Below are 19937 nucleotides of genomic sequence, written 5' to 3'. Positions count from 1 at the left end.
CCACTTGATTTGGTGAGAAACAGGTGAGAAAACGTGATGTCATTTGGAAGTCCAAATAAAAAACAACGACAAAATTCACCAGACTTTCCGATCATTCCTATGGATGTATTTGCAAAAGGATTTGCAGTGAAAAAAAAATGTCTGGATGCCATAAAGCGCTGGCTCGACATGGCGCATCAAAGTGATCCGCTATACCGACGCCATGCCCGCGCCATGCAACTCCTTCTTCTGTTCATGAGCGTCATGCTTCCCGCCAACTGGCTCTACCACTATCTACTGGTTGGCCTTTCGACCATCCGCGGCATCGATGTGCTGTTTGTCGCGGACATGGCGACGGCGCTGGCCGCGGGAACAGCTTTTGCGCTTGTTCGCTGGGGCAAGTTCCGTCTGGCGATCGTCGTGTTTCTTTCAACACTTCTTCTCGGCATGGCAGCTAGCGCCATGGCGATTGGATTTCAGCTGCTCATGTTCGATCAGACGCATGTACTGCTGAGTCTGGTCGTCGGCGGCCTCGTGCTTGGGCGCCATGCGCTGTGGGCAATCTTTGCGACACTGCAGGCGATCTTTGGTATCGGCATGGCGGTCGATGCCCATCGCTTCGTTGCAGCCGGCAAGTCGATGAGTGCCGCTTTCGGCAATGCACCATCTGTCGTGCTCAGTTATCTCGTCATTACGGTCGTCATCGATCGCTGTGTCCATGCACTGCTCACAGCCCTGAAGGAATCCAAGGCACGTGGGGAGCAATTGGTGACGGAAATTGCGGAACGCGAGCGCGCGCAATCGCAACTATTCCATGCCCAGAAAATGGAGGCTGTGGGTCGCGTAGCAGGCGGCATCGCTCACGACTTCGACAATATTCTCAGCGTGATCCTTGGTTACGTCACCGCGCGCGAGCGTCTGGCGGGCGCCGGCATCCGTGCATTGATGGAAGCACTGGAAGGTATCGAGCAAGCAACGCGACGTGCCATGAAGGTCAGTCGCCGGCTTCTCACCTTCTCGCGCGACGATACCGGCGAGCCGGAATACTTCGATGCAGGCCAGGCATTGCAGGACTTCGTTCCCATGCTGCGGCAGCTCTGTGGCGTGCGGGTACAAGTGGAACTGCAACAGGCACCCGATGCGGCGCTCCCTGTTCTCATGGACCGTAGTCGGTTCGAGCTTATGCTGCTGAATCTCACTGCCAATGCGCGTGACGCCATGCCGGGAGGCGGCTATTTGCGCATCTCGACACAGAGCGATCCCACGCATGGCCATGCGGTAGTGGCACTGACGGATACCGGGACGGGCATAGAGCTGGACATTTGTCAGCGCATCTTCGAGCCGTTCTACACCACCAAGCCGGTCCATGAGGGAACCGGGCTTGGGCTCGACGTGGTGAGGCGCGTAATGAAAGATTGCGGCGGCGCCATCGAAGTGGACAGCGCTCCCGGTCACGGAACCTGCTTTACGTTGAGAATTCCCTTGCGGCGGGTGGGCGATTAACCGCCGATGGATATCAGCTCGTCGTCAACAGCATGCTGGTCGACGATGAAGGCATAGCCGAGGCCGCGCACCGTCACCAATGGAAGCGACTCGCCCTGTTCCCTAGCTTTGCGGCGCAGCCGGTACACCAGCATCTCCAGGCGATGCGGATCGAAGTCGTAGATATCCTGGCAAAGTGTGGCGATGAGTTCCTCGCGGGAAACGGCCATGCCTTTGGCTGCCACGAGTTGTTGCAACGCGCAGCGCTCCGAGCCCGAGAGCGCGATAGTGGCGTTGCCAGGCGTCACCAGACACCAGTCGTCCGTTTCCAGACGCCACTCCATGCGTGGCGGGGCCGGGTCGTAGACAGGCTGCTCTTCCACGCTGGCCGCAACAGGGATCCGCAAACGGCGCCCCAGGCTATGCAGGCTGGCGGCAAGCACTTCGAGGTCGACTGGCTTGGACAGGTACAGATCCGCGCCCACCGCCAGCGCGCGAACATGATCGCTGCGCTCGTGATTTCCTGTGAGCATAACGATGCCCATGGAGGACAGCTCGCGCAGGTGCCGCGCCACGGTGATGCCGTCTTCGCCGGGCAGGCCGATATCCAGTAGTGCCATGTCGTACTGGCTGGAAAGCATGTGCCGGTACAGGTCGGCCGAGGTGCGCGCACCGGTGACGTCGAAGCCGTAGTCGATCAGGCCGGGGATCAGAATGTGCTCGCGCAGCACGTCGTCGTCTTCAAGCACCAGGATGCGCCATGTCCGCGGCGATGTCGCATTCGAAGCGGCAAGCTTTCTTTCCATGCTGAAACCACAGCCTTCCAAGCGCGGGTTTTTGACTATAGCAACCCGCCCCTCCCCAACCGTAAGCGCCTGAGCAGCGCTATTTGACGTAGTCATTCACTGACACGACGCATCCGCGCAGCAGCGGATGACGGGCACAAAAAAAACGCGGCAGCTTGCGCTGCCGCGTTTCTCGCAACCGCCTATCAGGCTGCGGCGTCCTTCAGCTTCTTCAACGGACGAATCTTCACCTTCACCGTGGCAGGCTTGGCAGCGAACCACTGCTCTTCCTTGGTGAAGGGGTTGATGCCCTTGCGCTTCGGCTTAGCCGGCACGTTGATCGCGGAGATCTTCAGCAGACCCGGCAGCGTGAACGAACCGGCGCCCTTCTTGTGAATCGAACCGGCAACGGCGTGTTCCAGCGCAGCGAGCACAGCGCGCACGTCCTTAGCCACGATACCGCTGGCTTCAGCGATGTGGGCGACCAGCCCGGACTTGCTCAGAGCATCCTTGATCGGCTTAGGCGCCACCGGCTTGGCGGCAGCCTTGGCGGTGGTCTTCTTGGCGGCTTTCTGCGTCTTGGCCATACATTCCCCGTAGTTATTGGTGGGTTGGTTAATCAGCATGCCTCTCGGCAGGTGGAATGTATGGCAAGCGAGCGACGACGCCAAGACGCTAACGCACAAATGTGTCATCAGACACGGATTTTTGAGGCACTTTTTTCAGTTTCGGGGGCCGCCCCGCCCATTCGGGCCGGTTTCAGCGGCCGAAAATGATCTCTTTGCCTTCGTGGTCGCGGTCCCAGCCACGCAGCTCGTCGCGGATATGGGCGATGCGCTGGCGACCCAACGCGTTGCGCTCTTCGTCCAATACCTGACCATCCAGCAGCTCGGCCAGGCGCTGTGCCGTGGGGAGCATGGCGTCCCATGCATCGAGCGCGGGGATGGGCGCCGGCAGGGTCATGAAGAAGCTCAGGCCCGGCGTGCGCAGGGCATCGAGACGGCTCAGGTCGAAGTTGCCGGGCTTGAGCATGTTGGCCACGCTGAAGATCGGCCCCTGCTCGCGCTTGCCGTCGACCAGGCGGTGATAGATGCCCATGTCGCCGAATTCCAGACCGGCCTTTTCCGCCGCCACGATCAGGTCCGCGCCATTGAACGGGGCACCTTCGCGAGCCACTACGAACAGGGTGACGATGCGCTCGACCGGCAGCTGCGCGGGGCGGCGGCCAAGATCGGAGCGCGGTGGTACCCGCGGGGCAGGTGCGGGGGCGGCGGGAGCCGGTGCAGGCGCCTGCGCGGCACTACGCTGCAACGGCTCGGGCACGCCGACCTTGGCCAACGGGTCAGCCAGCAGCTGCTCCGGCGGCGCGCGCAGCGTTTCAATAATGGAAGCGGCAGCACTCGACGGCTTGGTCAACGGGGCGGCAGCTATCCGCTCGCCGGACAGCGTGGCCCCCAGACGCTCGAGCTCCTCGCGCAGCCCCATGTCCAGCTCGCCCTGCTGCGGCGTAGGCTCATCCATGCTGTCCAGGCGGAAGTCGTCGCGCGCGCTGAAGGAGCGCTCGCCATCGGCGGTATCGACATCGCCAAACGTAGGCTCGCGACGCTCATCGGCTGTCCCGGGCATCACACGACGCTTGCCCTGCTCTTTCCTGGGCTGGCCGAACAGCCAGATCAGCGCCAGCACGATCAGGCCGACGACCAACAATGGAATACCAACCGCGGGATTCCACGCAAAAGCGAGCACGGGTTGCACGGTCATAGATATTCTCCTCAGGCTGCGCCGGCGAGTTTAGCCGCTTCGGCCAAGTCGACCTGCACCAGACGCGAGACACCCGGTTCGCGCATGGTCACGCCGCAAAGCTGCGAGGCCGCTTCCATGGTGGCCTTGTTGTGGCTGACGAAGATGAACTGCACCTTCTCGCTCATCTCCTTCACCATGCTGGAGAAGCGGCCCACGTTGGCTTCGTCCAGCGGCGCGTCCACCTCGTCCAGCAGGCAGAACGGCGCGGGATTGAGACCGAAGATGGCGAATACCAGCGAGACAGCGGTAAGCGCCTTTTCGCCACCAGACAACAGGGTAATGTTGGACACGCGCTTGCCCGGCGGGCGCGCCATGATCGCCACGCCAGTGTCGAGCAGATCATCGCCGGTCAGTTCCAGGTAGGCATGACCGCCGCCGAACAGGCGCGGGAACAGCTCCTGCACACCCGCATTGACGCGGTCGAAGGTTTCCTTGAAACGCTGGCGCGTCTCGCGGTCGATCTTCTTGATCGCGCCTTCCAGCGTTTCCATGGCGCTGGCAAGGTCGGCGAGTTGGTTGTCGAGGTAGTTCTTGCGCTCGCTCTGCTCCGCGTGTTCCTGGATCGCGGCCAGATTGACCGGCTCCAGGCGCTGGATCTTCTGGGCGATATCGGTGAGCTGCGAACGCCACTGGCCAGCGTCGACGTCTTCAGCCAGCTCGGCGAGCAGCGGCTCCAGCTCCAAGCCGGAGGCGGCGATGGCTTCGGCCAGCTGCTGGGCGCGGAGATGTAGTGCCTGTGCAGCAAGGCGCTTCTCGGAGAGGCTCTCGCGCAGCTTGTTTAACCCTTGCTCGATGCGCTGGCGCTCCTGCTCCAGGCGGCGGAACTCACCGTCGCAATCCTCCAGCCCACGACGCGCTTCGACCAATTGCCTGTCCACCAGCAAGCGCTGGTCGAGGTAGGTCTGACGCTCGGCTTCCAGCTCGGCGATCGGATCCGAACCGGCAGCCAGCTGTTCGGTGATCTCAGTACGGCGCGCCTCGATCTGGCGGATCTGGGCGTCCATGCGCGACAGCGATTGCTCCAGGGAGCTCAACGCGGATCGCTTGGACTCCATCCCCAGGGCCAATGCATGCGCCTGGTCGGCAGCCTCGCGGGCATTCATGCGGGCCTCTTCGCGCGCTTCCAGCAAGACGCGGCGTTCGTTTTCCAGCTCGCGGCGCTGGTCTTCCAGATCGCCCATGTTGCCGACGGATTCGTCCAGGCGTGCGCGCGCATCGCGGGTCTGGCCTTGCAGCTCGTCGAGTTGATTGATCAGGTCGCCCACTTCGCCGGCCACTTTCTCGGCACGGGCGCGGGCGGTTTCCATCTTGCCGCGATGGCTTTGCAGCTGGCCGGCCAGCTCGGACTGGCGGCGATGGGCGTTGTAGAGCTCGCGCTGCGCATCGTCGCGGGCACGCTCGGCCTCGAACTTGCTGGTGCGCAGATCGTCGAGTTGACCGGTGGCTTCCTCGATGCGGGCTTCCAGCGTGGCGATCTGCTCGGCCAGCATGCGCATCTCGCGCTCGCGGGCCAGGATGCCCACCTGATTGCCCTGCGCACGACGAACGCGCGCCCAACCCGGGCCCAGCCATTCGCCGCTACGAGTCATCACTGACTGGTACGGCGCCAGGGCGGACAGTGAAGCGACGCGCTGGTCGGCCTCCTGAAGATTTTCTGCAGTCAGCACGTGGCTGAGAATGGCGACTGCCGCTGCCGGACCGCGCACGTGCGCGGCCAGCGTGCCCGCCGTGTTGACGCCGCCTTCCGCGGCATCGAGCAGCGCGATATCGGCGTTCTCTAGGCCACCGAATTCATTGGCCAGGGCGTGCGAACCATCCACCAGCACGCTGTCGAGGAAGCCCGCCAGCGCGGTTTCCACGGCGGTTTCCCAACCCGCTTCCACCTGCAATGCCTCGCCGAGGCGGCGCGACTTGTCCAGGCCGAGACGCGATAGCCAACCACTGGCGGCGCTCTCTTCCTGACCCAGCGCAGCGTGCTGTAGCGCTTCCAGCGACGCCTGGCGACCGCGGGCGGTCTGCAGTTGCTGGCGTGCCTCGTTGAGCGTGGACTGCACCTGACGCTCTTCGTCCAGCACCTTCTCGTGGCTCAGCTTGTGCTGGTCGAGCAGGCCGCCGAGCGATTCGACACGCTCGCGCTGGGTGTCGTGTTCTTGATGCAGCTGTTCGGAAGCTGCGTCGAGCGCGGCCACGTCGGTGGCCTTCTGCTCCGCTTCCAGCGCCTCGCGGCGCTTGGACAGATCGATTGCCTGCCGGTCGAGGTAGGCGAGCTTGGTGCGCTCCACTTCGGCAGCGCGGCTGGCCTCGCCGGCCGTGCGGGTGTAGCTGTCCCAGCGCTGCTGCCAGTCGGCCAGCTTGGTTTCGGTATCGCGCTGCGCGTCGGCGGTGTCGTCCTGCATCTGCTGCAGGGCTTCCAGCTTCGGCTCGCCTTCGGCCAGCGCCATGCGCAGCGTCTCGACCTGCTCGCGGTCGGTCGCGATGTGCGTGGCCAGCTCAGCGTGCTCACGCTCGGCGTCGCCATGGGCGCGCTGCAGACGTTCCGCGGTTTCCTTGTTGAAGCGCACCTGCTGTTCGACGCGGGCGATTTCGGCGCCGACCTTGTAGACCTCGCCCTGCACCACGTTCAGATGTTCGCTGGCCGAGGTATGACGCTCGCGCACGCTTTCCAGCTGGGCCTCGACGTGGCGCTGCTCGGCCAGGCGCTTTTCGATTTCGGTCTCGGCAGCGGAAAGTCCCGCGCCCTCGCCATCGTGCTGGCTCTTCAGGCCACGGTATTCCAGTGCCCGCAACTCGGCTTCCTTGCGGGTCTGCTCTTCCTTCAGCGCTTTCCAGCGCTCGGCGGCACGGGCCTGGCGATTGAGGTGCTCGAGCTGCTTGTCCACCTCGTCGCGCACGTCTTTCACGCGGTCGAGGTTCTCGCGAGTCGATTTGATGCGGCTCTCGGTTTCCTTGCGGCGCTCTTTGTACTTGGAGATGCCGGCGGCCTCTTCCAGATGCACGCGCAATTCTTCCGGCGCGGCTTCCACGATCTGGCTGATCATGCCCTGCTCGATGATCGAGTAGCTGCGCGGCCCCAGGCCTGTGCCCAGGAACAGATCCGTGATATCGCGGCGGCGGCAGCGCGCGCCATTGAGGAAGTAGGCGGACTGCCCGTCGCGCGTCACCTGGCGCTTCACCGAGATCTCGGCGTACTGCCCGTATTCGCCCTGGATGGTGCCGTCGCCGTTGTCGAAGATCAGCTCGACCGTCGCCTGCCCCACCGGCTTGCGCGAGTTGGAGCCAGAGAAGATCACGTCGGTCAGCGAATCACCGCGCAAACGGCTGGCGGCGCTTTCGCCCATCACCCAACGGATGGCGTCAATGATGTTGGACTTGCCGCAACCGTTCGGACCCACCACGCCGGTCATATTGGTCGGCAGATGCAGCGTGGTCGGGTCGACGAAGGACTTGAAGCCGGCGAGTTTGATCGTGGTTAGGCGCATGCGGGATCCGCGGCAGCTTTACAGGGAGCCCAGCCATTGTGGGCGACAAGGCACTGTGCCAAACGCGAGGCGGGGTCGCAATGCATTTTGACAGTAGGTGTAATCTTAAGAGTACATTCTATGTCAATGTTATTGAATGCATTTATGGATCGGGCGCTACGGCGTCGATAGACAGGGCGTGGATCCCGTTGTCCATCAACCCTTCCAGCGCCGCATAGACCATGCGGTGCCGCTTGATAGGCAATTGGCCGGCGAAGGCGGCACTGACGATACGCACGTGGAAATGGCCCTTGCCCTCATTGGCATGACCGGCGTGCTTGTAACCCTCATCCAGCACTTCCAGCTCGACCGGCGTGAGCGCCGACTGCAGGCGCTCGCGGATCTGCTCGGCCATCGGGATCGCCATGGTTACGGCAGCACCTTGCGGAAGGGCTTGACGGCCACGCTGCTATACACGCCCGCAGCCATATAGGGATCGGCCTTGGCCCAGGTTTCCGCGTCGGCCAGCGAAGCAAACTCCGCCACGATCAGGCTGCCGGTGAAACCGACCGGACCCGGGTCTTCCGCGTCGATTGCCGGAAACGGGCCAGCCAGCAGCATGCGGCCTTCGGCCTGCAGCTGGTTGAGGCGATCCAGATGGGCGGGCCGCGCCGACTTGCGCGCCTCAAGGGAGTTGGGAACGTCGGTGCCGATGATGGCGTACCACATAAATCAGTTTCCGCTCGGGGAAAACCGCGATTTTAGCTGAGTACACCGAGGCATGTACGGGAATGGCTTGATGCCACAACACGCCACCGCGTCATTGCGCCGTAGGAGCGCACCCTGTGCGCGATCAAGCTGGCCAAACCTCATCCCGTCGGGTTTTCGCGCACAGGGTGCGCTCCTACCGGGCCGCCGCCGGAACGGAAGCGTCGTCAGGCATCAAATGCTCCTGCACCAGCTCGGTCGATCCCGCCTGCAGGCGTCCGTGGTGGTCGAAGTGCATCACCACCATCCAGCCAAAGACCTCGGCGGGCCATTTCCCATGGGGCAGCAAGGTTTTTGAGTCGCCACCCAGCGCATCGATCAACGCGGGAATTTCCCCGTGGTGCCAACAGATCAGGATGCGGCGTCCGTGGGCGTCCGAACGCAGGGATTCGACCAGCGGTTTCACCTGATCGTCGCTGTAGCGATTGTCGACCGGCAAGCTGAGCGCCTGGCTCAGCGGCTTGATGGTGAGGCGCGGCCGCATGCTGTGCTTGGAGTCGGCCGTTGCCACCAGCGTATCAGGCGTAGCGGACTGACCGCCCAGCGTCAGATGCTCGAAGTAGTCGACATAAGCCCGGGCGCGAGCCTCGCCTTCCGGTGTAAGGCCCGGACCTTCTTCAGGCTTCTCGGCATGACGGATGATCATCACGGTGGCGTCAGCCAGGCCGTTGGCCGACTGATGCCCATCATGATGCTTGGCCAGCAGAAGCACCGGCGACATCCCGACCAACGCGAATAACGCAATGACCAGGAGTCGACGCATGGCTTAAGCCTCGGGGCGCATATAGGGGAACAGCAACACGTCGCGGATCGACGACGCACCGGTAAGCAGCATCACCAGGCGGTCGATACCGATACCCAGACCACCGGTGGGCGGCAAGCCCACTTCCAGCGCGCGGATGTAGTCGGCGTCGAAATGCATGGCTTCGTCGTCGCCGGCATCCTTCGCTGCGACCTGAGCGCGGAAACGGGCTTCCTGGTCTTCCGGGTCGTTCAACTCGGAGAAGCCATTGGCCAGTTCCTTGCCGTTGACGAACAGCTCGAAGCGATCGGTGATGCCCGGATCGGCATCGGTCTCGCGCGCCAGCGGCGAGACTTCGACTGGATGCTGGGTAATGAAGGTCGGCTGCACCAGTGTGTGCTCGACCGTCTTCTCGAAAATCTCCAGCAACAGCTTGCCCCAGCCGTAGCCGTCCTTGACGTGGCAGCCGAGACGCTTGGCATGAGCGGCCATCGCCGCGCGATCGCGCAGCTCCTCGCGGCGGATTTCGGGGTTGTGCTCCAGTACGGCGTCTTCCATCGACCAGCGGCGGAATGCGGGTCCAAGATCGATCTCGGCGCCGTCCCAGGTCAGCTGGGTGGTACCGATCACGCTCTTCGCAGTGTCACGGATCACCGCTTCGGTGAGGTCCATGATCTCGGTGTAGGTGGCGTAAGCCTGGTACAGCTCGAGCATGGTGAACTCGGGGTTGTGCCGGGTGGACACGCCCTCGTTACGGAAATTGCGGTTGATCTCGTACACGCGGTCGAAGCCGCCGACCACCAGGCGCTTGAGATACAGCTCCGGCGCCACACGCAGAAACAGATCCATATCCAGCGCGTTGTGATGCGTGACAAACGGCTTGGCCGTGGCACCGCCGGGGATCACGTGCATCATCGGCGTTTCCACTTCCATGAAGCGGCGCGGCTCTTCCTCCAGCCACTTGCGGATGAAGCCGATGATGCGCGAACGCTGCGCAAAGGTGCGGCGCGCTTCCTCGGTGACGATCAGGTCGACATAGCGCTGGCGATAACGTTGCTCCACATCGGCCAGGCCGTGGAACTTGTCCGGCAACGGGCGCAGGCTCTTGGTCAACAGGCGCAGCGCGTCCACCTTCACCGACAGCTCGCCGGTCTTGGTGCGCATCAGCACGCCTTCGGCGCCGACGATGTCACCCACGTCCCAGCCCTTGAATGCCTCGTACGTCGACTCGCCCGCCGTGCCCTGATGGATGAACAGCTGGATGCGGCCGGTCATGTCCTGCATCTGCACGAAGCTGACCTTGCCCTGCACGCGCTTGAGCACGATACGGCCGGCGACCTTCACGCGACGCGCCAGCGCATCGATGGCTTCGGCGGTATGCACATCCTTGTCGGCGTACTCGCCCTGCAGATCACCGACGAAGCTGTCGACCTTGAAGTCGTTCGGAAAGGCGATGCCCTGCCCGCGCAGCGCTTTCAGTTTCTCGCGGCGCTCGGCGATCAGCTTGTTCTCGTCGACGGGCTGGGTATCGGTCAGTTCACTCATGGGTTTTCCGTAGCTGCAAGCGCGCACTGATGGCGTGCGCATCTTCATTGGTCATCTGATGGCCGGGCGGGAGAGCTTTTTTCCCCGCAGCGGCATCTCGTCAATCTTCTTTGCCGAACACCTTCTTGGCCGCGTGCTTGGTGGCATCCCAGCCTTCGCGCGCACCGTGGCCGATATCCTTGCCTACATCGCGTGCACCATGCCCAACCTTGACACCTGCGTCGCGTGCACCGTGCCCCACCTTGACGCCTACATCACGCGCACCGTGTCCCACCTTGACGCCAGCGTCGCGCGCACCGTGCCCAACCTCAACACCTGCATCGCGCGCGCCGTGCCCAACCTTGACGGCCACATCACGGGTCGCATGCCCGACGTCGCGGCCGGCGTCGCCGACTGCCTTGCCGGCAGATTTCGCATCCTGCTTGATGCCCTGGCCGGAAGAGTTTTCCTGCTGCGCGCCCGCCGTGCCACTGAAAGCTGTGAACGCCGCGCAGACGATCAGAATCGGGACAATCTTGCTGCTGTTCATACAGGCACCTCGTCGTTGGTGAGGAACGATGACGGACAGGTTACGCGTCGATGCGCTTGGCACCCGCATCCAGGCCGGATTTCAGGCTGGCCTCGACGAATTCGTCCAGGTCGCCGTCCAGCACCTTTTGCGTGTCCGAGCGCTCGATACCGGTGCGCAGATCCTTGATGCGGCTCTGGTCCAACACGTAATTGCGGATCTGACTGCCCCAGCCAATATCGGACTTGGAGGCTTCCAGCGCATCTTTCTCCGCATTGCGCTTTTGCATCTCCAGCTCGTACAGCTTGGCGGCCAGCATCTTCATGGCACGGTCGCGGTTGGCGTGCTGACTGCGTTCGGTCTGGCAGGCCACGACCGTGTTGGTCGGGATATGCGTGATACGCACGGCCGACTCGGTCTTGTTGACGTGCTGACCACCAGCGCCGGACGAACGATACACGTCAGTCCTGAGGTCGGCCGGATTGATGTCGATGTCGATGTCGTCATCCACTTCTGGCGACACGAACACCGAGGTGAAGCTGGTATGGCGGCGGTTGTCGGAATCGAACGGGCTCTTGCGCACCAAGCGGTGCACGCCGATCTCGGTCTTCAGCCAGCCGTAGGCGTAGTCGCCCTCCACGCGGAAGGTGGCGGACTTGATGCCTGCCACGTCGCCGCCGCTGACTTCCAGCAGCTCGGTCTTCCAGCCGCGCGACTCGCACCAGCGCAAATACATGCGCAGCAGGATTTCAGCCCAGTCCTGCGCCTCGGTGCCGCCGGCACCGGCCTGGATATCCACGAAGGCGTTATTGGCGTCCATCTTGCCGGAGAACATGCGCTGGAATTCCAGCTTGCTCACCTGGGCGTCGAGCTTGCCGAGGTCGGCCACGATGGACTGGACCGTCTCTTCGTCGTTGTCGGCAGCGGCCATTTCCAGCAGGTCGCCGGAGTCGGCAAGGCCGGCGGTCAGCGAGTCGATACCACTGACGATGGTGTCGAGGCGGGCGCGTTCGCGGCCCAGTTCCTGCGCGCGCGGCGGGTCGTCCCACACGGTGGGGCTTTCCAGTTCGCGGCTTACTTCTTCCAGACGCTCACGCTTGGTGGCGTAGTCAAAGATACCCCCTAAGCGACTCGACGCGGCCCTTGAGGTCCGCGATCTGCGCGAGGATCGGATTGGTTTCGATCATGGGAATGTAATGGTGGGCAAAGACCCGCAAGGATAGCAGACGAGCCCCGCGCGCTGGTGCGCCAAAGGCCGGCCCTGCGCCGCTGCCATGACCTTCATCGCCACGGCGGTCGGCAGGGGGATGCCTCGCGGCTGATCCCCGCTGCCTGACCGCTCATCGGCTCACGCCAGCGCTTGCTGATGCACGCCGCGTACCGCGCGGCCCGAGGGATCGGCCGCCGCGGCGAACGCGGGATCCCAGGCCAGTGCCGCCGGCGAGGAGCAGGCAATCGACTTGCCGCCCGGTACCGTCGCCGCGCAGGCCGCGCCCGGGAAATGCTGCTCGAAGATGCGCCGGTAGAGATAAGCCTCCTTGGTCGCCGGCGGGTTGTGCGGAAAACGTGTGGCCGCCGCGGCGAACTCGCGGTCGCTGACCGCCTGCTCGGCATGAGCCTTCAGGCCGTCGATCCAGCCATAACCCACGCCATCGCTGAACTGCTCTTTCTGCCGCCACAGGATCGAATCCGGCAGAGCGCCCTGGAACGCCTCGCGCAGCACCGCCTTTTCGATACGGCCCTGCCCGGCCATCTTGTGCTTGGCATCCAGGCCCATCGCCACATCCAGAAATTCCAGATCCAGAAACGGCACGCGTGCCTCGACACCCCAGGCCATCATCGCCTTGTTAGCGCGCAGACAGTCAAAGCTGTGCAAGGCATCGAGCTTGCGCACGGTTTCCTCGTGGAAGGCCTCCGGCGACGGCGCTTTGTGGAAGTAGAGATAGCCGCCGAAAATCTCGTCCGACCCCTCGCCCGACAGCACCATCTTCACGCCCATCGCCTTGATGCGGCGGGCCAGCAGGAACATTGGGGTGGAGGCGCGGATAGTGGTGACGTCATAGGTTTCGATATGACGGATCACCTCCGGCAAGGCGTCCAGCCCTTCCCAGAAGGTGTAGACGAAACCGTGGTGCACAGTGCCCAGCGCGTCGGCGGCGATCTGCGCAGCGGCAAGATCGGGCGAGCCCTCCAGGCCGATCGCGAAAGAATGCAAACGCGGCCACCATGCCTCGCTGCGATCGTCGTCCTCGATACGTTCGCGGGCGAAGCGCGCGGCGCACGCGGCCACCAGGGAGGAATCCAGGCCACCGGAAAGCAGCACACCGTAAGGCACGTCCGTCATCAACTGCCGGTGCACGGCCTGCTCAAAGGCTTCACGCAGAGCGGCCGGCGCAAGGTCGTTCCCGCGCGTTACCGCATAGTCGCGCCAGGGCTTGTGGTAGTAGCGGCGCAGCTCGCCGGTGGCGCTGTCGAAGATGTGCCCCGGCGGGAAGGTATCCACGTCGGCGCAGACACCCGACAGCGCCTTCATCTCCGATGCCACGCACAAACGCCCTTCCGCATCGTGCCCCCAATACAGCGGGCACACGCCGAGGGGGTCGCGCGCGATCAGATAGCGTTGCGTTTCGCTATCCCACAGGGCGAAAGCAAAAATACCGTTGAGCCGCGACACGCCCTGTTCGATAAAACCTTCCGCGCCGTACTGGCGATACAGTGCGTTGATCACCTCGCAGTCCGAACCGGTGGTGAAGTCGTAATCGCTGGCCGCACGCAGTTCGCGGTGGTTGTAGATCTCGCCGTTGACCGCCAGCGCCAGCGTCTCGTCACGCGAACGCAGCGGCTGCGAACCGCTGGCAGGGTCCACGATGGCCAGACGCTCATGTACCAGGATCACCCCCGCGTCGACGAACACACCGCTCCAGTCAGGGCCGCGATGACGCTGGCGCTGCGACAACTCCAGCGCCTGGCGGCGTAGTCCGGCCAGGTCGTCGCCGGGCTGCAGGTCGAACATGCCGAAGATGGAACACATGGTCTTGCACTCCTCGAAGGGTTGATAACGCGCAAAAACAAAAGGGCCCGCTGTTGGCGGGCCCTTTTGCGTGATTCAGAGACTTGTTTCGTGTCTACACGCCGGCCCACCCATCGATGCGGGGATTGTTATTGGCGTTGTTGTTATTCAGGCCGCTCGCGGCCACGGCAGCACCTGCCGCAAAGGCGGCATGGAACAGGCTCGGGCTGGCGATACGGAAAGTCATGGCTCGACTTTACGCATACTCTGCTGCAATGCGCAACAGGAATTTTTTGCCATCCCGGCCTGGATCATTTTTCGCTGACCCAGTTCCTGGCCTCCTGCAGCTCCGCGTCCTGGAACAGGCGGAACTTGGCCGGCGTAAGAAAACCCAGCGCCTTCGACAGCGCGCGCAGCCAGCCCACATCAGTCACCAGGGCGACACGCTCCCAGCCGCTGAAATGACGGAAACCCAGTTTGACGTCATCCCACATCGCACCCGCATCGAAGCCGGTGAAGTCTTTATCGATATGGAAGATCACCCGCAGCTTGGGGTCGATGGCGAACGCCGCCTCGATATCCGGGACGATCACCCGCTCATAGTCCGTCGCTGTCACCTGATTGTGGGCGGTGAAGCCGAGCACACCCGGCGGCAAGCCGGTCATCTGAACGATCATGGGCCTTCTCCTGATAGATGAGATGGCACCATCCAAGCGCGACGCTTGTTGCAGGGAGAGCTAGGGCGCGTGAAGAACGGGACAACACACGCATGGCTCACGACGGCGAGCAGGTCGGCACCGCCAACTGGAGACGCTCGCCGATGTCGAAGTAGGCGATCCGCGGCACTCCCGCGGATTGGTTGCCGCAGATCACGCCACCCCGCTCTGCACTGCCCGCCAATGCTCCCGTGTCTTTCAGCATCAGACGCAGGTCGACATCGTTCGACGCGACGCGCAGATCGGCATTGACCCTTGCAACCAGCTCAGCGTCCGAAGCGGTGGCCCGATAGGCGCCCAGGTGCCGATCGATCCTCAGCACACGGTGGATCGTGGCCAGGCGGTCGCGATGCATATAGTGAGACTGGATCAGCTGCTCGGCAGCCCGCACAGAGCGGTCGGCGTCCATCGCCTGTGCCGTGGCCGAAAGCATCGAGAAGATCAAAACAAGAATGAATGTCGTCGTACGCATAACCGATTGGCCTCGAGAGATGGCATCCCACAGAAGGACGTGTACATAGAAAACCATCCGGCCATGTATGCCGCTGTCGGAATCTTTAGCCATCTGCCCCGCATCGCACTGGACACGCTTTACTCCAGGTAACGAAGCAGCGTTAATCCCTCATCCCCCAGCATCTCGCTCCAATGACCATCTATTTCGCCACGCACGAAAGCCCCATCGGAGAACTGTTGCTGGTAAGCCATGGCGACGCGCTTGGCGGGCTCTATATGCCCGACCACAAATACGGCCCGCGGATCGGGATCGAATGGCGGCGCGACGACAGACTGTTTGGACCGGCAAAGATGCAACTGGACGCTTACTTCGCCGGCGAACTGCACCGTTTTGAGCTGCTGCTCGCTCCACGTGGCACTGCATTCCAGAACGCCGTATGGCAAGCATTGAATGCCATTCCGTTCGGCCAGACGGAAAGCTATGGCGCGCTCGCTGCGCGACTGGGAAAGCCCAAGGCATCGCGCGCAGTCGGCCTTGCCAACGGACACAATCCGATTTCGATCATCGTGCCCTGCCATCGGGTCGTCGGCGCGAATGGCAGTCTTACCGGCTATGGCGGCGGCATCGAGCGCAAGCGCTGGTTGCTGACGCACGAGGCGCGCGTCGCACGCGACCGACCGCTGGATCGCTAAATATTCTGACAGCGTGGCTTCCTGCCACCGTGGTCTCCTGTCCTGGCCGAAGCGTCGCGCGAATCGCGACGCAAAACCCAGGATTCCGTATGAGCCACAACACATCCAACAGCCGCGCATCGCTTGCCTATCCCGTCTATCGCGGCATGGGCGATGGCCCCGTAGCTTTGCTTTTCGCGATACCGCGCGCTCGCTCCGAGAGCACCGGCGATCACACCAAGATCCTGCTCACCACCAACAATGGGCGCTTGGGCACGCCGGATGCTGAAACCAATAAGCACGCCACGGCGGCCATCCCCCGTTGGTGGCAGCCATACCTGACGGTTTTGCGACGTCTCGCGCAGCAGGACAAGGCATGACCACGATGCGTGCCAGGGACCATCTTCGGACGGTGCTCGTGTGGAGTCTTCTGTCTCTGTCCGGAATCGCATCCGCCACATCACCCATCGCCGACTCGCCGACGGATCTCGCATCATCCAGCCCAACCCGTCAGTCCCTCGACGAAGCGTGGTGGACCGGCCCGATGATGGCCAACAACGCCGCCGCGCTTCCGCAAGGCCACTACCTCATCGAGCCCTATCTCTACGACGTGCGTTCCTCGCAAGGCGACAGTTTCGGTTCGCTGACCTACATGGAGTACGGCGTCACCGATCGCCTGACAGCCGGTGTCATTCCCACATTCGGCTACAACCGCCCCAACCATGGTCCTGATAGCTCGGGGGTTCGTACTGGTGACGTCAGCGTGCTCGCGCAGTACAGCTTCACATCCTTCCATGAAGGCAGTGCCCTGCCTGCCACCGCCCTGATGATCCAGGAAACGCTTCCCACCGGTCGTTACGACCGGCTCGGACAGCGGCTGGCGGACGGGCAAGGTGCTGGCGCATACACCACGACCCTGCAGCTCAATACGCAGACTTATCTGTGGATGCCCAATGGCCGCATTCTTCGCATGCGCTTCAACATCGGCCGCTCTTTCTCCCGCCGCGCGCGCATCGAGGATGTAAGTGCCTATGGCACGCCGGATGGCTTTCGCGGGACCGCTTCGCCCGGAAACGCCTTCTTCATCAACGCCGCATGGGAATACAGTCTGACCCGGCGCTGGGTACTGGCATTTGACCTGTCCTATCGACGTTCGGATGAAACCCGCGTGCGCGGCTATCGCGCGGATGCTTCCAGCGGCGTGCAGGAGAACCTCAACTTCGCGTCCCATCCCAGCGAAACGTTCGGCTTCGCTCCCGCCATCGAATACAACTGGAGCAGCCAGCTAGGTGTACTGGTCGGCGTACGCGTCTTTACCGGACATCACAGTTCCACCACCGTTACTCCAGCGATCGCCTTGAACTACGCGCATTGAGCGACGTTCAGATCGCTTCGATGTGCCGCAGCAGCAAGCGTGGTGTTTCACGCCCCTGCCAGTCGTTGATGGTCAGCTCATAGGCAGCACGCAGCCGCGACGGCGGCGGATGGCCGGTATAGGCGTTGAACATCACCGCATCGAGCAAGTTGCCATCGCGCGGATCGCACAGACTGAGGCGCAGATGGTTTTCGCCCATCACACGCCAACTGGCGCATTCGAACTCGTTGTCGAACAGCGGCTCGGGAAAAGCCTGCCCCCACGGACCGGCATAGCGCAGCTGGCGTGCCAGTTCGAGCGTGGCACCGCCGGCCGGAAGTTCGCCGTCGGTGTAGAGCACAGCCTGCAAGCGTTCGTCATCCAGCCATTCGCGGGCGATGGCGTCGAAGGCTTCGGCGAAGCGTGGATAGTCGTCAGTCTTCAGACTCAGACCGGCGGCCATCGCGTGGCCGCCGAAGCGTTCGATCAAGCCGGGCTGACGGGCATCGATGGCCGCGAGCGCATCGCGAATATGAAAGCCGGCGATGGAGCGCGCCGAGCCACGCAATTCTTCCGTGTTGTCTTCACTGGCCGGAGCGAAGGCAATCACCGGACGATGCAAACGCTCCTTCAGTTTGGACGCCACCAGGCCGACCACGCCCGCGTGCCAAGACGGCTCGAACAAGGCAACGCCAACTGCATCGCTGCCGCCTACGCGCCCGACCATCACTTCCGCTTCCGCCACCATCGCCGCCTGCAGCTCGCGGCGCTCCTGATTGATCGCACTGAGCTGATCAGCGTAACGGCGCGCCTTAGCCGCATCGTCGGTCAACAGGCATTCCACGCCCAGGCGCATGTCTTCCAGGCGACCAGCCGCATTCAGGCGCGGACCGACGGCGTAACCGAGATCGCTCGCGCACAGAGTGGCGAGGCTGCGCTTGCCCGATTCGATCAGCGCGGTGATGCCAGGACAGGCGCGTCCACTACGGATGCGCTTGAGGCCCGCCTCCACCAGCACACGGTTGTTGAAATCCAGCGGCACCAAATCTGCCACGGTGCCTAGCGCCACCAGGTCCAGCAACACGGACAGATCCGGTTCGGTCTTTGATTCAAACGTGCCCTGCTCACGCATGCGGGCGCGCAAGGCGAGCAGCAGATAGAACATCACGCCCACGCCGGCCAAGGCCTTACTGAGAAAGCCATCGCCAGCCAGATTCGGATTCACCATCGCATCCGCCGCGGGTAATTGCTCGCCCGGCAAATGATGGTCGGTGACGATCACGCGGATACCTAGCGCCTGTGCGGCCGCCACACCCGCCACGCTGGCGACACCGTTGTCGACGGTGATAATCAACTGCGGTTTCGGCTGCAGCGAGTCGACCAGTGCGGGACTCAGGCCATAGCCGTGTACAAACCGATTGGGCACGGCGTAGCCGACCTGTCGCGCACCAAGCAGGCGCAGGCCACGCACGGCGACAGCCGTACCCGTAGCGCCATCGCAGTCGTAATCGCCAGCGATGAGAATCGCCCAGTCGTCGCGGATCGCTTCGATCAGCAAATCCACCGCACGGTCCATGCCACCCAACTGCCGTGGTGAGAGCAATTGCACGAGCCGATGATCTGCCTGCGCCGGCGTCAGTACGCCGCGCGCGGCGTAGATGTTTTGCAACACGGGATGCACCGCGTCGCTCCAGCCGTTGGGCGTACCCTGCAGGGCACGGCGGCACAACGTCAGCTGGCTCATCGAACGCCACCGCGCCAGAAACGGAAGCGATGCCAGGGGCGATACAGCCAGCGTTCGCCGCTGGCGAAAGCGAACATCAGCGGTTGCTGTGCCGCGAGCGGCTGCAAGCGCGGCCACCAATCGCGGGTGAGATCGTCCACCGGGAGATCCTGCAGATCCAGCAGCCAACCTGCCCGCAGCCGTTGAAGCGAAGCCGGCGTGCGTGGCAACACCGTAACGTTGGCTCGCTTGGCCAGCGCACCTAGCAGCAGATCATCGGCCACCACCGCCGCCAGCTCGCTGTTCACGCGATTCGGCAAGCGGCCACCGCCCCACAGCCACAGGCTGTTGATGGGTGCCAGTCCATGTTCGCGCCGCTCGGCGTTCAAGGGATGCTGATGCAGCAGCACCTGCACCTCGGTGAGCAGCGCGCGCCAGCGACGACCGTCCGCGCCTTGCGGCAAATGCTGGTAGAGGTCTTCGCCCAGCGCCTGTTCCGGCGCGGCGAAATCCGGCACCGGACTATGGAGCGGCAAACGCACGTGCCAGCGATCCGGCGAGCTGATCTCAAGGATCATCCCGGCATCGCCGAAGACCGGCTTCAGCGGACGCCCCAGCGCCTGGGCTTCATCCATGCTGAGCTGCATCTGCCCGCAGGCCAGCAGGCGCGCGCCATTGAGGTCGGGCTGGATCCAGGCCGGGTCGGCGCAAAGCCAGGCCGCGTCAGCCGCATCGCCGGCCAACATCTCGCGAGTGAGCGCCGCCGCGGAGAAGCCATTCGGGCATGTGAAGTATCCGGCCAGTCCGACGAGATAACCCTTGGCGCCATCCTCCATGCGATCGCCGCGCGCCAGCAGTGCGCGGATGGGATGCGACGGATCGAAGCGCGGCAGATCCGGCAACCACAGCTCCAGCGGCTTCGTAACAGCTTCGCTCATG

At 63.3% G+C, this 19937-nt stretch carries 20 protein-coding genes; 4 read left to right on the top strand and 16 right to left on the bottom strand.

The features are described from left to right. Window positions 1–36: 36 nt before the first annotated feature. Complete coding sequence (locus ISS97_RS16005) at window positions 37–1482, top strand: sensor histidine kinase (protein WP_379983615.1); 1446 nt, start codon at window positions 37–39, stop codon at window positions 1480–1482. Here ISS97_RS16005 and ISS97_RS16000 read toward each other — a convergent pair. The 14 genes from ISS97_RS16000 to ISS97_RS15935 form a co-directional block, all read right to left on the bottom strand. Beyond that, window positions 1479–2267, bottom strand: coding sequence for a response regulator transcription factor (locus tag ISS97_RS16000; protein ID WP_379983616.1), 789 nt, complete (start codon window positions 2265–2267; stop codon window positions 1479–1481). The two genes, ISS97_RS16005 and ISS97_RS16000, sit on opposite strands and share 4 nt — an antisense overlap. 185 nt (window positions 2268–2452) lie before the next feature. Continuing rightward, on the bottom strand, window positions 2453–2833 hold the full coding sequence (locus ISS97_RS15995; protein WP_379983617.1) for an HU family DNA-binding protein: 381 nt from the start codon (window positions 2831–2833) through the stop codon (window positions 2453–2455). Between the two features lie 172 nt (window positions 2834–3005). After that, window positions 3006–4007, bottom strand: coding sequence for a cell division protein ZipA (gene zipA, locus ISS97_RS15990; RefSeq protein WP_379983618.1), 1002 nt, complete (start codon window positions 4005–4007; stop codon window positions 3006–3008). A gap of 11 nt (window positions 4008–4018) precedes the next feature. Then, window positions 4019–7528 (bottom strand): chromosome segregation protein SMC, encoded by a 3510-nt coding sequence (smc, locus tag ISS97_RS15985; RefSeq protein WP_379983619.1) that lies wholly within the window; start codon window positions 7526–7528, stop codon window positions 4019–4021. Between the two features lie 142 nt (window positions 7529–7670). Further along, window positions 7671–7928: a BolA family protein gene (locus tag ISS97_RS15980; protein WP_379983745.1), complete on the bottom strand. Its 258-nt coding sequence runs from the start codon at window positions 7926–7928 to the stop codon at window positions 7671–7673. A gap of 8 nt (window positions 7929–7936) precedes the next feature. Further along, the gene (locus tag ISS97_RS15975) at window positions 7937–8236 is read right to left on the bottom strand and encodes a YciI family protein (protein WP_379983620.1); all 300 of its coding nucleotides are present in this window, start codon (window positions 8234–8236) and stop codon (window positions 7937–7939) included. A 175-nt stretch (window positions 8237–8411) separates the two neighbouring features. Then, window positions 8412–9038, bottom strand: coding sequence for a flagellar basal body-associated protein FliL (locus ISS97_RS15970; RefSeq protein WP_379983621.1), 627 nt, complete (start codon window positions 9036–9038; stop codon window positions 8412–8414). Window positions 9039–9041: 3 nt separating this feature from the next. Further along, window positions 9042–10562: a lysine--tRNA ligase gene (gene lysS, locus ISS97_RS15965; RefSeq protein ID WP_379983622.1), complete on the bottom strand. Its 1521-nt coding sequence runs from the start codon at window positions 10560–10562 to the stop codon at window positions 9042–9044. Between the two features lie 100 nt (window positions 10563–10662). Beyond that, on the bottom strand, window positions 10663–11091 hold the full coding sequence (locus tag ISS97_RS15960) for a hypothetical protein (RefSeq protein ID WP_379983623.1): 429 nt from the start codon (window positions 11089–11091) through the stop codon (window positions 10663–10665). 40 nt (window positions 11092–11131) lie between these two features. Further along, a protein-coding gene (gene prfB / locus ISS97_RS15955) for a peptide chain release factor 2 (protein ID WP_379983624.1) occupies window positions 11132–12257 on the bottom strand; the annotation gives its coding sequence in 2 pieces (ribosomal slippage) (window positions 11132–12181 and window positions 12183–12257; 1125 coding nt in all). A 161-nt stretch (window positions 12258–12418) separates the two neighbouring features. Further along, a complete protein-coding gene (asnB, locus tag ISS97_RS15950) occupies window positions 12419–14101 on the bottom strand; it encodes an asparagine synthase B (RefSeq protein ID WP_379983625.1) in 1683 nt (560 codons plus the stop codon). A 94-nt stretch (window positions 14102–14195) separates the two neighbouring features. Beyond that, window positions 14196–14327 carry a hypothetical protein gene (locus ISS97_RS15945; RefSeq protein ID WP_379983626.1) on the bottom strand — a complete coding sequence of 44 codons (132 nt, stop codon included), beginning with the start codon at window positions 14325–14327 and terminating at the stop codon, window positions 14196–14198. A gap of 64 nt (window positions 14328–14391) precedes the next feature. After that, entirely contained in the window at window positions 14392–14757 is a 366-nt protein-coding gene (locus ISS97_RS15940) for a SpoIIAA family protein (protein WP_379983627.1), read from the bottom strand. A 97-nt stretch (window positions 14758–14854) separates the two neighbouring features. Then, window positions 14855–15268: a hypothetical protein gene (locus ISS97_RS15935; RefSeq protein ID WP_379983628.1), complete on the bottom strand. Its 414-nt coding sequence runs from the start codon at window positions 15266–15268 to the stop codon at window positions 14855–14857. Between the two features lie 173 nt (window positions 15269–15441). Here ISS97_RS15935 and ISS97_RS15930 point away from each other — a divergent pair, with 173 nt between their 5' ends. The 3 genes from ISS97_RS15930 to ISS97_RS15920 all read left to right on the top strand — a co-directional run bounded on the left by ISS97_RS15930 (window position 15442) and on the right by ISS97_RS15920 (window position 17296). After that, on the top strand, window positions 15442–15942 hold the full coding sequence (locus tag ISS97_RS15930) for a methylated-DNA--[protein]-cysteine S-methyltransferase (protein WP_379983629.1): 501 nt from the start codon (window positions 15442–15444) through the stop codon (window positions 15940–15942). Between the two features lie 89 nt (window positions 15943–16031). Next, window positions 16032–16301 (top strand): hypothetical protein, encoded by a 270-nt coding sequence (locus ISS97_RS15925; protein ID WP_379983630.1) that lies wholly within the window; start codon window positions 16032–16034, stop codon window positions 16299–16301. Further along, complete coding sequence (locus tag ISS97_RS15920; protein WP_379983631.1) at window positions 16298–17296, top strand: transporter; 999 nt, start codon at window positions 16298–16300, stop codon at window positions 17294–17296. Before ISS97_RS15925 ends, ISS97_RS15920 begins: the two co-directional genes overlap by 4 nt. A 7-nt stretch (window positions 17297–17303) precedes the next feature. On the opposite strand, the gene recJ is transcribed toward ISS97_RS15920, so the two are convergent. Both recJ and ISS97_RS15910 read right to left on the bottom strand, forming a co-directional pair. Further along, window positions 17304–19019: a single-stranded-DNA-specific exonuclease RecJ gene (gene recJ / locus ISS97_RS15915; protein ID WP_379983633.1), complete on the bottom strand. Its 1716-nt coding sequence runs from the start codon at window positions 19017–19019 to the stop codon at window positions 17304–17306. Further along, the gene (locus ISS97_RS15910; protein ID WP_379983635.1) at window positions 19016–19936 is read right to left on the bottom strand and encodes a phosphoglycerate mutase; all 921 of its coding nucleotides are present in this window, start codon (window positions 19934–19936) and stop codon (window positions 19016–19018) included. Before ISS97_RS15910 ends, recJ begins: the two co-directional genes overlap by 4 nt. Between the last annotated feature and the right edge of the window lies 1 nt (window position 19937).

This window comes from Dyella koreensis (genome assembly GCF_044904565.1).
In the GTDB taxonomy this organism is placed as follows: Bacteria; Pseudomonadota; Gammaproteobacteria; order Xanthomonadales; family Rhodanobacteraceae; genus Dyella_D; species Dyella_D koreensis.
This window is presented reverse-complemented; position numbering and strand designations above follow the sequence as displayed.